The organism is Staphylococcus sp. aM (assembly GCF_052975125.1).
The window spans coordinates 1,047,946-1,064,904 of the sequence record NZ_CP121447.1 but is presented as its reverse complement, the minus strand read 5'-3'; the positions used below and the strand labels follow the sequence as shown (position 1 = coordinate 1,064,904).

General features: G+C 32.0%; 6 protein-coding genes. 1 reads left to right on the top strand and 5 read right to left on the bottom strand.

What is annotated here, in order from left to right; translation table 11 throughout:
* Positions 1-130 precede the first annotated feature (130 nt).
* The 3 genes from P7F85_RS05340 to P7F85_RS05330 are packed head-to-tail and all read right to left on the bottom strand — an operon-like array spanning position 131 to position 2,928.
* Positions 131-556: a YtxH domain-containing protein gene (locus P7F85_RS05340; protein WP_002466185.1), complete on the bottom strand. Its 426-nt coding sequence runs from the start codon at positions 554-556 to the stop codon at positions 131-133.
* Positions 557-577: 21 nt separating this feature from the next.
* A complete protein-coding gene (locus P7F85_RS05335; RefSeq protein ID WP_002466183.1) occupies positions 578-1,270 on the bottom strand; it encodes a pseudouridine synthase in 693 nt (230 codons plus the stop codon).
* Positions 1,267-2,928, bottom strand: coding sequence for a putative polysaccharide biosynthesis protein (locus P7F85_RS05330; protein ID WP_002466179.1), 1,662 nt, complete (start codon positions 2,926-2,928; stop codon positions 1,267-1,269). Before P7F85_RS05330 ends, P7F85_RS05335 begins: the two co-directional genes overlap by 4 nt.
* Before the next feature lie 320 nt (positions 2,929-3,248).
* Here P7F85_RS05330 and P7F85_RS05325 point away from each other — a divergent pair, with 320 nt between their 5' ends.
* Positions 3,249-4,511: an NAD(P)/FAD-dependent oxidoreductase gene (locus P7F85_RS05325; protein ID WP_447158573.1), complete on the top strand. Its 1,263-nt coding sequence runs from the start codon at positions 3,249-3,251 to the stop codon at positions 4,509-4,511.
* A gap of 58 nt (positions 4,512-4,569) precedes the next feature.
* Here P7F85_RS05325 and P7F85_RS05320 read toward each other — a convergent pair whose 3' ends face one another.
* Positions 4,570-10,119 carry a YSIRK signal domain/LPXTG anchor domain surface protein gene (locus P7F85_RS05320; RefSeq protein WP_046464406.1) on the bottom strand — a complete coding sequence of 1,850 codons (5,550 nt, stop codon included), beginning with the start codon at positions 10,117-10,119 and terminating at the stop codon, positions 4,570-4,572.
* A 250-nt stretch (positions 10,120-10,369) separates the two neighbouring features.
* Entirely contained in the window at positions 10,370-16,939 is a 6,570-nt protein-coding gene (locus P7F85_RS05315; RefSeq protein ID WP_031464020.1) for a SasC/FmtB family protein, read from the bottom strand.
* Positions 16,940-16,959 lie beyond the last annotated feature (20 nt).

Sequence of the window (16,959 nt, the reverse complement as noted above, 5' to 3'; positions counted from 1 at the left end):
TTACATGAAGTTACACCGAAACTACAGTAAGATGTTAGAAAAATTACTAAATTTTCTAAATTTTTATTACAAAAAAATGCCTGTACACATTTAGCTTAAAAACGTGTACAGGCATATAAGTGATTCACAATTATTTTTTATCTTCTAAGGCATTTTTATTATTTTTTAAATCTTCTTCTGATACGACGCGTAAATTATTATTAGCTGTAGCGCCACCTTCATCATCAAATTTACCTTCTTCTAAATCATCAGCTTTATTCTCATCTAATTTTGTGAATCTAGTTTTTTCTTCTTCAAAGAATGCTTTTGGATCATTTTTAATTCTTTCTACGTAACCTTTTGGATTACTTTTAACATCTTGAATTGTTTCGTTAGCTTTAGAACTAATTTGGTTTGCAAAGTCTTTAGCATTCGCTTTATATGATTCTGGATTTTCTTTGTATTGATTATATTGATCTTTTAATTTGTCTCTGCTTTCTTTACGAGATAATAGAACTGCTGCTGCAGCACCACCTAAACCTAATACTACTCTAAATAAATTTGTACCTTTTGCCATATTCAAACACCTTCTCTTTCTTTAGTTTAAAAGTAATTTAAAATCTTCTTCAGTTAATAAACGAAATTCGCCTAATTTAAGTGATGTATCCAACTCTAAATTAGCAATTTTAATACGTTTTAATTGTAATACCTCATTTTCAATCTCATGAAACATTCTTTTAACTTGATGATATTTACCTTCGTATATCGTAACACGTGATCTTCGATTTTCAATGATTTCTAATTGTGCAGGTTTTAGTAACCCATCAGACAATTCTAATCCTTCTTTAAAACGTTCTACATCGCTTTGTGTCACATCATTTTTTGATACTACCTCGTATGTTTTAGGCACGTGTTTATTTGGACTCATCAAATTATGATTAAATTGACCATCATTAGTGATTAGTAATAACCCTTCAGTATCTTTATCTAACCTACCTACAGGGAAAATCCCCAAGTGTTTGTACTCAGGGATTAAATCGATTACAGTTTGATGTTTATCATCTTCTGTCGCTGACACTACATCAGATGGCTTATTTAACATGATATACACTTTATCGATATATATAATTTTTTCACCATTAACTGTAATGATATCTTCATCAGGATTAATTTGCGTTTTAGGTGACTTATTCACCTTATCATTCACCTTAACGTAACCTTTTTTTAAACTTTGCTTAACTTCATTGCGTGTACCTATACCCATATTAGCTAAGAACTTATCTAATCTCATCTTAAGAAACCAACTTTACGTCTGATTTTTTCAGGAATATCACCTAAAAACTCATCTGCAAATTTAGTCTTAATTGTTATACCTCCATATATAGCAGCACCTACAACAACGCCTACAGCAATAATGATTAAATAACCTAATTTACTAGGTGCTAGGAATAATTTTCCAATAAAGAATACTAACTCTACACCTAACATCATAATAAATGAATATAAAAAGATTTTACCGAAGTGAATCCAACTATAACTAAATTTGAACTGTGCATATTTCTTTAAGATGTAGAAGTTACATCCAATTGCAAAGAGTAATGCAATTGACGTACTAAGTACGGCCCCCGGTGTATGCAATAACATAATAAGTGGATAGTTAAGGATTAATTTAATAGCAACAGCACCTAAAATAACGTAAACGGTTAACTTTTGTTTATCTATACCTTGTAACATAGATGCAGTCACACTTAATAGTGAAATTAGAATTGCAACTGGTGCATAGATAAACAGTAATCTACTACCATCAAAGTTAGGATCATGACCTTGAACTACTGGGTCATATCCATAAAAGACTGTAAATAATGGCTGTGCTAATGCCATAATACCAATACTTGCTGGGACTGTAATAAACATCAGTACACCAATTGACGTTCTGATTTGTCTATGCATTTCTTCAAAGCGACCTTCTTCATACGTTTTGGTAATGTATGGAATTAAACTTACTGCAAAACCAGCACTTAACGATGTAGGAATCATAACAATTTTATTTGTCGACATATTTAACATATTAAAGAAAATGTCTTGTAATTGTGATGATACACCTACTACAGATAATGCACCATTATGTGTAAATTGATCGACTAAATTAAATAATGGAAAATTTAAACTTACTATAACAAACGGAATACTATATTTTATGATTTCTTTATACATATTGCCGTATGAAACATTGATATCGGTATAATCTGATAATACCATTTTATCAATATTTTTCTTACGTTTTCTCCAGTAATACCATAATGTAAGGATACCTGCTATAGCGCCAATAGCTGCAGCAAATGTTGCAATACCATTCGCCATTAGTACTGTGCCATCAAATACATTTAAGACTAAGTAACTACCTACTAAGATAAAAATCACTCGCGCTATTTGCTCAGTTACTTCAGATACTGCAGTAGGCCCCATTGATTTATAACCTTGGAAGATACCTCTCCAAGTTGCTAATACAGGGATAAAAATAACTACCATACTGATAATTCTAATAATCCAAGTGATATCTGCCACAGACCATCCATTTTTATCTGACGCATTACGAGATAAAGTTAATTCTGAAATAAATGGCGCTAGGAAATATAGAATTAAAAATCCTAGTACACCGGTAATACTCATGACAATAAAACTTGATTTATAAAATTTCTGACTGACTTTATATGCACCTAATGCATTATATTTAGCTACATATTTTGAGGCTGCAAGTGGCACCCCTGCTGTAGCTACAGCTATCGCAATATTGTATGGTGCATAGGCGTACGTGAACGGTGCCATATTTTCTTGTCCGCCTATTAAATGGTTAAATGGAATAATAAATAGTACACCGAGAACTTTCGTAATTAAAATACTTAGTGTAATTAAAAAGGTCCCTCGAACCATTTCTTTACTTTCGCTCATTAACTATCTTCCTATCTTTAAAAGTTTATTAATACAAGTTGAAATCATGTTGCGTTCGTTATCATTAGCTTACATTATTATAAAATATATCACAAAAAGACTAACATGGGGATTGATTTTATAATAATTTTAAATGTTGAGATGATGAAAACGAATTAATCATTATTTATCCTTTAAAATTGGGTTATGTATCTCATAATACTTCAAGTTTTCTATTATAGTTATTATTTTATGCATTGTCATCTAATTATACAACTTCTGTAGCATATATTTTTTGATTCATATACAATAGTGTTGAATATTCATTGGAGGAAGTTAATATGTATCAAACAATCATCATCGGTGGTGGCCCAAGTGGTTTAATGGCTGCTGTAGCTGCTAGTTCTAATAGTAATCAAGTTCTTATATTAGAAAAGAAAAAAGGTCTTGGTAGAAAATTAAAAATTTCAGGTGGTGGTCGTTGTAATGTTACCAACCGCTTACCCTATGCAGAAATAATTAAAAACATACCAGGTAACGGTAAGTTTTTATATAGTCCTTTTTCAATATTTGATAATAAATCCATTATTGAATTCTTTGAAGATCGGGGCGTTAAATTAAAAGAAGAAGATCACGGTAGAATGTTCCCCGTTTCAAACAAGGCCCAAGATGTCGTTGACACGTTAGTAAGTACAATTAATGAACAACAAGTCACTGTTAAAGAAGAAACTGCTGTGACTCATCTATCTGTAAATGAAGATGGTATTTTTAAGGTAGAAACAGCCCAACAAATATATGAAGCAATGAGTGTGATTATAGCAACGGGTGGTACGAGTGTTCCACAAACAGGTTCGACAGGTGACGGTTATCAATTCGCAATATCTTTAGGACATTCCATAACTGAATTGTTTCCTACTGAAGTGCCAATCACCTCACCCGAGCGCTTTATTAAAAATAAAACACTAAAAGGTTTAAGTTTGAAAGATGTAGAACTATCCGTATTAAAGAAAAATGGTAAAAAACGAATCAGTCATCAAATGGATATGATTTTCACGCATTTTGGTGTCAGTGGACCTGCTGCATTAAGATGTAGTCAATTTGTATATAAAGAACAAAAGAATCAAAAGAAAAAAGAAATTCTAATGTCACTTGACGCTTTTCCAGAGTTAAATCAAGAAGAACTTACGCAACAAATTAGACGTATGCTAAAAGATGAACCAGATAAATTCATTAAAAATAGTTTACATGGTCTGATTGAAGAACGCTATTTATTATTTATACTAGAACAAGCTAATATCGATAACGAAACAACATCACACCATTTATCCAATCAACAATTGAATACAATTGTTAACTTATTAAAAGGATTTACATTTAAAGTTAATGGGACCTTACCTATTGATAAAGCTTTTGTTACTGGTGGAGGCGTATCATTAAAAGAAATTGAACCTAAAACGATGATGTCTAAATTAGTTCCTGGTCTATTTTTATGCGGTGAGGTATTAGATATTCACGGTTATACTGGCGGTTATAATATAACAAGCGCATTAGTCACTGGACATGTAGCGGGTTTAAATGCCGGTAAACATAAATCTATAAAATAATTAATAAAATTAAAAAAAGCAGAGTCTAGATTTCTCTAGACTCTGTTAATATATTGTTTTATTTTAATTCGTCTTTCTTTTGAGCCAGTCTTCTACTTACTAATGCAGCACCTGCAGCAAATGTAATACCAGCTAAAGGTAATTGATTATCATGTTGTCCAGTTTCAGGTAATGTTTCTGAACTATCTTGTTTATCAACTTCTGAGTCTGTTTCTATTGTTTCTTCAGACTCATCTTTAGTTAATGTGTTTGATTCATCGTTACCTTCGTCATTTCCATTTGCTTCTTTAGTAGGATTAGAGCCTACATCAGGTTTTTGTGGACTTTGTTGATCTGTTTCTGGAAGAATTGCTTCAATTTGTTCAATAGCTTCTTCTTTCACTTTTATAACTGCTTCATTTGTATCAGCAGCGTCTAGTTGATCAGCAATAAGTGAAGCAAGACGATCTAATTGACTTAATGCTTTATCTTTTTGTCTTTGAGAAACATCAGCATTATTGATTATTACTTTTTGCTGTTGGATATGCTTATTAATTTCTTTTTCTGTCTCATCTTTGATTGACGCTTGTGCTTCGATTTGTGAAATTTGTTGTTCAGCGTCTTTCACAATCGTTTTCACTTCAGAATCAGATGGTGTTGCTTTAATAAGTTCAATCGCATTTTGTTCGATTGGATTTAATTGTTCAATCGCTGCTTCTTTCTCTTCTTTAGTTGCTTTAGGAGTTTGATTAATTTTATCGATTTGTTTTTGAACAAGATTTGCAATTGTATTTCTTGCCTCTGGTTTTACCACCGCAACGACATTAATTGCTTTAAGTTGTTCTAAAGCACTTTCTTTTACTTTAGTAATGTCATCGTTAGTATCTTTAGCATCAATATCAGATAGACCTTGTTCTAAAATATCATTTAGTTGTTCTTCAGCTGCTAATTTTTCAGTTTCAGTAGCGTCATCGTTGGAATCAATCATGTCTTGAACCTTGTCTGCTTGTTCTTTAAGCGTATTAGCAGCAATTGCTTTTTGTTCAACATTTACTACGACTGCATTTAAATCATTCATTGCATTGGCTTTGATTTGAGCAATATCAATATCAGAAGTTGTATTGGCAATTTCAGTTTTAGCAGATTGTACGATTTGATCGACTTGTTGATTAGCTTCATTTAATTCATCAACTGTTGCACCAGGTGTATTTGCAAATGTTTCTTTTAATTGAGTTGCTAAATTATCAATTGAATTAATCGCGTTAGGTCTAGTTACAACTTCTGGATTAATACCATTAATTGCAGTTTCTCCGTTAGTTAAGGCATCCTCAACTTCTTGATTTGTTTCACCATTATTGATATTGATTTCAGCAATTTCTAATTGTTCTTTAACATTTTGAATAGCCGCTTCTTTTTCTTGTGCTGTAGCAGTAGTATTTGCATTAATTTCATTTTCTTTAGTTGTAGCAACTTGATTAATAGAAACGATTGCTGATGGCTTTTTAGTGAATGTTACGTCAAATTGATTTACATTTTCTATAGCATGTTCTTTTGCAGCAGTTAATCTAGCTACATTAATAGCTTGGTTAATTGATGCTTCAGCTTGCGTTTTAATTGCTTCTAAATCTTTAAGTGCATCGTTAACTTCTTCTCTCGTTCCATCAATATCCGCTTCTATTTCACTCACTTTATCGTTATAGACATCTGTAAATTCTTCTAATGCAGCTTGTCTAAGTGTTCCAATTGGTTGGATAGCTTTAATTTCAGCTAAACCATTTGACTTAGCATTATCTACATCTTGATCAGTTTGTGCTTGAGCAACTTGATCTTTTGCAGTTGTTAATGCTTTTTGAACAGCTTGTTTTGCTTCCGCGATATCTTCTTGTGTTGCATTAGGTGTTTTATCTAATTCCTCTTGTTTTAAATCAGCCGTGTTATCTAGTTCTTGATTTGCATTTGATTTCTTAACAATAGATGGAACAAATTGATTGATTTGAGTTGTACCTTCATTTTTAGCTTGGTCTACATCGTTACTTGTATTTGCTTGGTCAATATTACCAGTTACTTGATTTGCAATATCATCTAATTTATTAGAAGCTAATTGTTTTTCTTCTTGAGTAGCCTCAGGATTTTGGTTTATAACTTCTTTTTGTTGATTAATGCTATTTTGAATTGCTTGTTTTGCATTGTCTTTTACTGTTGTTTCTGGTTGAACTGATTGAATAGCTTGATCAGTTGATTTAACTGCATTGTTAACATCAACGATACTTTGAGCATTAGTCACATCTGTTAAACCTTGTTGTAATGCATCATCAACTTTTGTATTTGCAGCTTGTTTTTCTTCTTCCGTAGAACCATTATTATTAGCTATTTGTTGTTTTTTATCGTTAGCTTGATTTTGTAAATCTGTTTTAACAGCTGTTTTAATTCCTGTATCAGCAGTAATCTGACCTATACTATTAATGCCTTCATTCTTTTTAGTCTCAACATCTGCAGCATTTTCTGCATTTACAATAGCTTGATTTGCATTATTTTGTGTGCGAGCTACTAGTTGTTTAGCCGCGTCTTTTTCTTCTGTTGTTGCATCTTGATTTTGTTCAATAGCTGCATTTTGATTTGCTGCTGCTTGATCAACTTCATTTTTAGCGTTTGTTTTAGTTTGAGTTTGAGGTATAACATTACTAATATTAGTTTCACCATTTTGCACTGCAGTTTCAACTTGTGCATTTGTAGTTGCAGCATTAATTTCATCATTAGCTGTAGTCACTGCTTGAGTTAATGCTTGTAATGCCGCTTCTTTTTCTTCTGCTGTTGCATTAGGTTCATTGTTAATAATATAAGTTTGTTGGTCTTGTTTCGTTTTAATATTCGCTAATGCTGTTTCTTTTTTAGTATTCGCAGGTGTAACTTGATTAATTTCTTGAATCGTTTGATCTTTAATTTGATTTACTGCTGCGTCAGTTTTAGCTTGGTTAATTTGTTCATTTGAAGCTGCAACGATAGCGTCAACGTTGTTTGATGCTTCTTCTTTTTCTTCTGTTGTTGCATTATTATCATTAGGGAATGTAGCTTTACGTTGATCTGCAGCTTGAGTAATTTCATTTCTAGCATTAGCTTTAGTTGTTACAAAGGCTTGAACTTGATTGATAGTATTAATACCATCATTTTTATTATCATCAACACTTTGTTTGTTTCCAGCTTGATATACGTTAGCGCTTCCTTGTCCTAACATACGATCGACTGAATCTATCGCATAATCATATTCTTCTTTAGTCATATCTGGATCTTGTGTTAAATCGTGTTTACGTTGATTTGCTACGTTTTCTAATTCAGCTATAGCATTATTTTTATAATCTTTAGATGGCGTAATTGCTTCAATTTTTGCAATTTCTTCATTCTTCACATTTTCAACATCGGCATTTGATTGAGCAGCATCAATAGCTTGCTCTGCTTGTGTTTTTGCATTCTGTAATGCTTGTTGAGCTTCATTTTTTTCCTCTGTAGTTGTACCACGAGTATTTTGAATAACGGCTTCTTGATCAGTGACTTTTTGAGCAATTTCGGCTTTTGCAGCTGGTTTAACTTGTGCTTCTTGTTGAATTTGATTGATATCAGCTTGATTTGTTGTCACTGCATTATCAACATCGGCATTGCTTGCTGCTTGATCAATATCGTTATTTGCTTTAGTAACGGCCGCATCTACATTTGCATTAGCTGCATTATGTTCTTCGGTTGTTGAGTTTGTATCTTGATTAAGTAATTGTTTTTTATTTTCTGCATCTTGTGCAATTGTTGATTTCGCTTGTTGTTTCTTGTCAGTTGAAGGCGTAACATCATTAATTTGATTTATACCGTTTGTAACTGCAGTAGAAACCTCATCATTTGTTAATGCTTGATCAATATTATTATCTGCTTCATTTTTCCTAGGAACTAAAACATTGATAGCATCATTTTTTTCTTCTGTTGTTGATTGATTTGAATCATTAATTGCTTGTTTCTTTTGTTCAAAAGCTTGATTAATTTCATTTCTAGCAGCTGGTTTTTTGACAACGTCTGGAGCTATATTTTGTAATTCTTGAATACCGTGGTCTCTAGCTTCATTAACTTCTTCTGTTGTATTTGCTGCACCTATTGCAGTATTACCTTGGTTTACGATTTGATCAACCTGATTATTAGCTGCATTAACTTCTTCTGTTGTTGCATCTAAGTAATTATTTGTATTATTATTTCTAATTTGGTCTGCTGATTGATTTAATTCATTTTTAGCATCGTCTTTAATTGTTGTTGCTGGTGTAACTGCTTTGATTTGATTAATTCCTAATTCTTTGGCTTGAGTTACATCTTGATTATTAGTAGCATCGTTAATATTAGTAGTTGCATTTTTAACTAACCCATCAACTTGTTCTTTTGCAACAGCTTTTTCTTCATTTGTAGCATTTTGATTTGTATCAATGTCACCATTTTGTGTAGCAGCTGCTTGATTTACTTCTGCAATTGCATTAGGTTTAGCTAATGAAGTAGGAACAACGTTGCCAATTGCATTAACATTTTGTGTTTGAATACCATTAATTTCATTTTCTGTATTAGCAGCATTAATATCTTTTAATGCTTGTTGTTCTGTTTGATGTACTTGGTTAACTGCATCTTGTTTTTCTTCATCTGTTGCATCTGGATTATTATTAATTGTCAAAATTTGGTCTGCAACTTTTTGAACTACTGCATTTCTAGCTGCATCTCTTGTACGTGCTTGTACATTTATAGCATCAATGGCTGCAATTCCATTATTTTTAGCTGTTGTTACGTCATTCGTTGTGTTTGCTTGATTGATGTTATTATTAGCATTAAATTGTTGATGTGCTACATCGTTTAATGCAAGTTGTTTTTCTTCTTGTGTAGCTTCTGTCGTATTTTCTATTACTTGATTTTTTTCAGTAGCTTTCTGATTAATCTCATTTGTTGCACCTTGTTTAGCATTTTCTAATGCTTCATCTTGAGTATTAACTGGTTGATTTTGATTAGGGGCTACGTTATTACCATTTTGATCATCACCCACATCACGTTTATTTCGTTTTTTAGGTGTTTGATTATTTTCAACAGTAGCAACTGGTTTGTCTTGTTTATTTAATCCTTCATTATGATCAACTGGTGCCTCTTTATCTTGTTTTTCTTTTGGTGTTTCTTGAGCTTTTTCATGAATAGCCTGTGTTTGAGCTTGCTCTTGATTATCTTCGTTTACTGGTTGGTCAGTAATAGCATTAGGCTGATTTGCTTCACTATTAACTTCAGTTGCTACTTGATCAATGCTTGGTGCATTATTTGTTTCAACCGCATTTTGATTATCATTTTGTTGTTGATTTTGTTCTTGAGTTGCAGTATTTTGCGGTGATACTTGTTCTGTTGTAGGGTCAACATTCCCAGCTTTATTTTCGTTTGGTGTTACCTGATCAGTTGGTTGCCCTTGGTTAACAGCATTTTCAGTCAATGGTCCACCAACATTGACGTTATCTTGTTCAGCAGCATCTGCACTATTAGGATTTACGCCTAAAAATGCTATCGTTGCTATTAATGCTGAAAAAATACCAACATTAAACTTACGAATACTAAATTTTTGTTGCTTAAATAAATTCATAATGACTATCCTCCTAGGTGTATAAATCGTGATGTTGAGTATTAAAAATTTATTTCTATAACAAATAGGTTGTACGCATAATATAAATTTGTACAACCTATTTATTTATTATTGATTTTATCATCAATATAATTTTAAATCTAGTCCATTGAGTAACAATTTTATTTCAAAGTTGTTACTATTATTTTAATAATCATAATAACTATAATCTTAACAACTCATTCATGTTTCATTTATTTCACTTCGAAATTTAATTATCTTTTTTTCTACGTTTTAGACTACTTGCAAATATTGCTATTCCAAATGTAAACATAATAGGAACGATTGGATGTTGATAATTAGTAACACCTGAATTAGGCAACATTTGGGTCGCTTCTTCTTTCAATATACAGCTGTCCTTTATTTCTTTTTCAATAACAATAGTATTATCACTAGTTACACAAACTAAAACTGGTTCTTTTGCTTTCTCTATAGTTTTTTCTACTTGCATTTCCTCTGTAGGTAATTGAATTGCTTTTAGTTTTTCAATTGTTTCTTTAACAATTTGTGCTACTTCAGCATTTGTTTTTGCGTCTTTGATAAGCATATTTGCTTCGTTTAAAATATTCTCAATTCTATCTAAAGCATTTTTGATTGCTATAGGATTAACATTTTTAAGTTGATTGATTTTTTCTTTGATTTCATTTGCAACAAGATTAATGTCATCTTTTGCAGTAGGTTTAACTTCTATTACTGGTTGAATATGTTCAATGAGTTGTACTTCTTTAAGTTTAACTTGCGCTACTTCTTCATTTGTTAATGCTTTTAATACTAATATCTTGGCTATTTCCAATTCTTTATGTACCTTCGCAATAGCTTGATCTTTCTCTTCTTGTGTAGCTTCAGATATACGTTCAAAATCTTGAATTACTTGTTGAGCGATTGACGTTAAGGCTTCATTTGCTTCTGGTTTCACTTTAATAAGTGGTTTAATACTTTTGATTAAAGTTTCCCATTCTAATTTAGCTTTAGCAACTTCTGCATTAGTTAACGATTGGTCTACAGTGTCAATACTATTTTTTAACGCTTCTTCCAATTGATTGATAGCTTCATCTTTTTCCTCTAAAGTTGCCTCATTTGTCTCATTAATTTGAGTTTTAATTTGGCTTGATAATTGTTTTAATGCTTCTATCGCAGCAGGTTTCACTTCAATATTAGGCATTATTTGTTCAATTTCTTTTAATGCTTTTGATAATACATCCGCAACATTTTGGTTTGTATGTGCACTAGAGACTTCATTAGTGTATTGGTTTACTGCTGCTTTTAATTGTTGTAAAGCTATTTCTTTTTCTTCAGTTGTTGCTTCATTGGTTAGATTAATCTCTTGATCTTGTTTTGTAGAAGCTTGGTCAATTGCATTTATGGCTGCAGGTTTTTTTACGATATTAAGTTTTACATTATTTATATCTTCTATTGATTGATTTTCTGTTTGATCAACTTGTTGATTAGTTTGATCTGACTGTAAAGCTTTTAATGCATTTTGAAGTATAGTCTTTAATTGTTGAATCGCTTCATCTTTTTCTTCAGTTGTTGCTTCATCGTTATTATTAAACAACTGGCTTTTATTATCTTCAACGTTAGTGATTGCAGTTCTTGCTTCATTCTTTTTAACTACATTAACTTGAACATCATTAATCGCTTTAACTCCTTGTTGTTCTGTTAGGTTCACTTGATTCGTTGTTTTATCTTGATTTATTTGAGTCAATGCTTGATTTAATAATTTTTCTACTAAAGCTTTAGCTACATTGATTTCCTCATTGGTAGCATCAGGCGTTAATGATAAATCGTTCAATTTTAATTCTGAAGTTTGATTTAATGAATCTCTTGCATCTGTTTTTACTTTAGTAGAAGGTAAAATTTGTTCAATATCATTAATTGCTTTATTTTTAGTATTTTCTACTTCAGTATCATCTGTTAATCGATTAATATCATTTTTAGCTTTATTAGCAACAATATTTACATCATTAGTAGCTGTATCTTTTTCCTCTACTGTTGCATCTTCAACGCCATTAATTATCTTATCTTGATTTCCTACGGTTTGATTTATCATTGTTCTTGCATTTTCTTTAACAACTATATGAGGTAATATATTAGGAATCAAAGCATCGCTCTTTGTTTGAATTTGATTTACTTGTGCATTCGTAGTTGCGTTATTAATATCTGTTAATAATTGATTTGCAGCATTTTGCAATCTATCTAATGCACTGTTTTTCTCCTCATTGGTAGCATCATTGGCTTGATTAATTAAATCTTGTTGATGATCAACAAGTTTTTGTATTGCATCTCTAGCATTTTGTTTAACAGTAGGCTTGAACACTATTTGATTAATATTTTCTAATCCATTGTCTTTGGTAGTTGCAACTTCTTGATTGGTATTATCAGCGGTTATTTGTTTATTTAAATCATTTAATTCATTATTCAAATTATTAATAAACATATCTTTTTCATCTTGAGTTGCTTCTTTATTATCAATTGCCTCTTGTTTTTTATTGTTTATAGCATTAAGTAACGTTTGTCTTGCTGTTGTTTTAACAATCGTCTCTGGAACAATTTGTTGTATTTCTTGATTTCCATTTGCTACAGCATTATTAACTTCTTGATTAGTTTGAGCTTGGGCAATATTCTGTAGCGCTTGATTTTTAGCTTGATCGACCAATTGTTTTGCAGCATCTTTTTCCTCTACTGTAGATTCAACATTATTATCTATTACATTATCACGTTGCTTAGCTTCTGTTTCTATATTATTTCTAGCATTATTTTTAACGATTGTTTCAGGTAAAGTCGTATTGATTTGGTCAATTGCTTGTTGACGTACATCTTCTACCTTTTGATTAGTTTGTGCTTGGTTGATTGAAGCATTTGCTTGATTAAATATTTGCTCTAACTTTTGTAAAGCTGCATTTTTCTCTTCTACTGTAGCATCTTGTGTAGAATTAATGACACGTTCTTGATCAGTTTTAGCATCTATTAAGGCTTGTCTTGCGTCAGGCTTAGTTACAACATTAACTTGAATCGCATCTATATTTTGAATCGCTTGGTCTTTGACTTGATCAACTTCTTGATTAGTTTGTGCTTGATTGAGGGCTTCCAATGCTTGTTGCTTATTTTGATTTAATTGTTGAATAGCAGTATTTTTCTCTTCAATTGTAGCGTCAGGTGTCTGATTAATTTGAGCTAATTTATTATTATATTGTTGAGTTACGATATTTAGTGCTTCAGGTTTTTTTACCACATGCGTTTGTATTTGATTAATATTATGATCACCATTTTGTTGTGCTTGATCTACTTGTGCATTAGTATCAGCTTGGTTCACCTGCTCAATAGCTTGATTAAGTGCTTGATTCACTTCTGTAATGGCCGCCTCTTTTTCTTCAGTTGTTGCATCAGGTGTTTGATTTATATTTTGTTTTTTAGTTGCAGCATTATTATTTAATATGCCAATAGCTTCTTGCTTTTTAGTTACATTTGGTTGTACATTACCAATATCATTAAGTGCTGTATTTTTAATTGCTTCAACCATTGGTGTTGTATTAACGGTATTAATGTCATTTAAAGCGCGATTCAATAAATTATTAACTCTATCAACTGCCTCTTGTTTTTCTTCTCTAGTAGCACCAGGTGTTGCGTTAATATTAGTAATAGCTTCATTTGCTTTATTGGTAACCGCATTTCTAGCATCCGTTTTAACTTGTGTTGAAGGTTGGACATTCCCAATTTCTTGTAGCCCATTATTTTTAGCATCTGTTACTTGTTGATTGGTATCCGCATTATCAATATTTTTTATTGCAGTGTTTAATGCTTGATCTAATATAAGTTGAGCTGCTTGTTGTTCTTCAACTGTTGCCTCATTGTTACTAAAAATAATATTGTGTTGTTCTTGTGCTTTTTGATTTAATGCATTTTTAGCGTTTGTTTTAACGATAGTTGCAGGTGTAATCGCTTGTATTTGGTTTAATGCATTATTCTTAACCACATCAACATCATTATTAGTATTAGCTTTTAATATATTATCATTTGCTGAAGTAACAGCTTGATTGACTAACTGAATAGCTGCTTCTCGTTCCTCTAAAGTCGCTTCATGATTCGTATTTATATCTGCAATTTTTTGTTGCGCATTATTAGCGATTGCCTCTCTCGCCGCTTGCTTAACAATTGTGACAGGTGCAATGTCTAAGATGGCATCAATACCTTTATTTTTAGCATCATCGACGTCACTATTTGATATGCCTTGTTTTATATTTTGAATCGCTTGCTCAGATGCTTGGTTAAGTTCATTAAGTGCATTGTCGCGTTCTTCTTGAGTTGCTTCTTGATTTTGATTAATTTGCTCACGTTGCTTGACTACAGCTTGATTAATAGCTGCTATTGCGTTTGCACGATACGTATTGGCGGGTACATCAGAATTAATTTCGTTCATACCATTATTTTTAGCGTCGTTTACAGCATCATTTGTATGTGCCTGATTAATGTTATTCATTGCAGTTGCAACATGATTATCAACTTGTGCATTTGCTGCTTCTTTTTCTTCTTTTGTTGCTACAGGATCTTGTTGAATTCTTTGTCTTTGCTCATTTGCTTTGTCATTTATAGCTTGTCTCGCATTGGGTTTTATAACAGGAACTATATTGACTTGATTAATCTTGTTAATTCCCGCTTCTTTCTCTCTTGTTACACCATCGTCCGTAGTTTGATCATCTATATGGTTTAATGCATCATTTTTTAAATTAGTAATTTGCCCTCTATAAGCATCGTTTTCATCGTCTGTTAAATCATTAACAGTATCTACTTCATCAGATCTATCATCTGCTTTTTGTCCAAGTTCACGTGCAGCGTCTACACGAGAAATCAGTGTGTGTTGCATTTGATGTAATAAATTATCAATTGTAGCTTGTGAGACTTGTTGATTTAAAGGGACATGGTTACGATCTTCATTTAAAATCGTTAGCGCTTGTTGTTTTAGACGATTATATTCTTGGTATGATGCATACGTATAATCTGATGGAACTACGCCCCAATTATATTGCGCTTGTAAATCATCTTTGTTCATGACTATATTAACTTGATATGGAACACCATTCACTGTGCTTTGAGGTGGTTCTCCATTCAAATAAGTTTGTGTATAAGTCTTAGATTTAATTGCATCTGAAAAAGTCACTTGTTTTGGATTAGCTACATTTTTAACTCTTAAATTAAATGTTACATTTAATGTTTTATTGGCTAATAAGCTGGTAGGTTCTCCTTGAGTAGGTGTCGCTGATGTAATTCCATTACTAGTAAAAGTAAGTGTTCGAGTACCTTGGTCATAGTTCTCTGTCAGGGGATTCATCACATCGTTAGGACCGTTTCCATCAGGAAAGCTTGTTGTTATAGAATTAGGTACATATTCAATACCTTCAGGTAACTGCATAGAATATTCAAATGCACCTGGTAACATAGAAGCGCCAGACTTACCATTATTCGTAACTTGTGTTGTTACAGTAAAGTTTGTATTATTTTTAACATTATTTTCTTTATTTCTTCCACTTATATATAAATGTGACCCTGAACGAATACCTACATTATCGATAAAATCATAATATCTGTATCCATCTTGGTTTTTTTCAAGTCTTCTTACATTACCCATTATATCGTTATTAGGTATTAATTGAATTTTGATGTTCGAAACGTTATCAGGCACTTTAAATAAACGAAGCATATCTCCAGCTTGAATGTCCCCATTTCCTATAACAGTGTTGGTATTCGCATCTTTAATTACTAAGTTTGTACCACCTTTACCGTTACCGGCTGCCATAGTATTAAAATCAAAAATAATTTCTGAATTAGGATTTACAGTCACTTCTTTTTCAATACCATTGAAGTCACCATGATTGTTAGGATCATTACCTTCTACTCTTCCTAATGCAAGAACCGTACCTTGCGCTTGTTTATTATTTCTATCACCAGGATGGAATACTTGTGTTCTTTCTAAAACGGCATTAAGTACCCCTACTTTACCACCATCAATCAAATTAAATCCAGGTAAACTATTCAATACAATCACTTGTGGATTATTTCGATTTTCACTTGGTTTAACACCTACATCTTCAAATGTAAAACGATAATTTAATGTATTGTTTCCAATATTATTTATATTTGGGTCAATCGTTGCATCATCTATAGAAAATTCACCATTCGTATTTTGCGGTGTTCCATTTTGTGGGCCAGTACCACCCGCAACTGTAGGTGTGTTACTTACATCACGACGATGTCTTTTCTTAGGTTTAGTTGCGGGTTCCATTACCGCATTCATATTTTGAATTTTTTCTTCAGCCTGTTGTTTAGGTTTAACCGACATTTGTTCAGACACAGGTTTTACATGATTTACTGTATCATCAGTCTTGATAGGCGATGCTCCTTCAATCATCGTAGTCGATTCATTATTAGATGATTGTGTCTCTTTAATAATTGAACTGTTTGTATTTTCATTTATATCAATTTGAGTCTGTTGATTATTTGTGTTTACAGAATCATTATTGGGATTGACTTGATTTGAAACATCAGAAACACCCGTTTCGGATATTGTTTCTTGATTATTTTTAAGCTCTTCTTTGTTATCCAATTGTCCATTACTTGTTATTTCTTGTAGTTTTTGCACATCATCAACTGGTTGTGAGTTTGTTTCATCAGCCTGTGCTAAATGGGTATGCGTTGATGACCAAAAAGCTACAGTAGCAATTAACGTAGAAAATATACCAACTTTAAATTTTCTAATACTAAAGGTTTCTTTTCTAAATAAATTCATTAATTGTTCCTCCTTGTTGC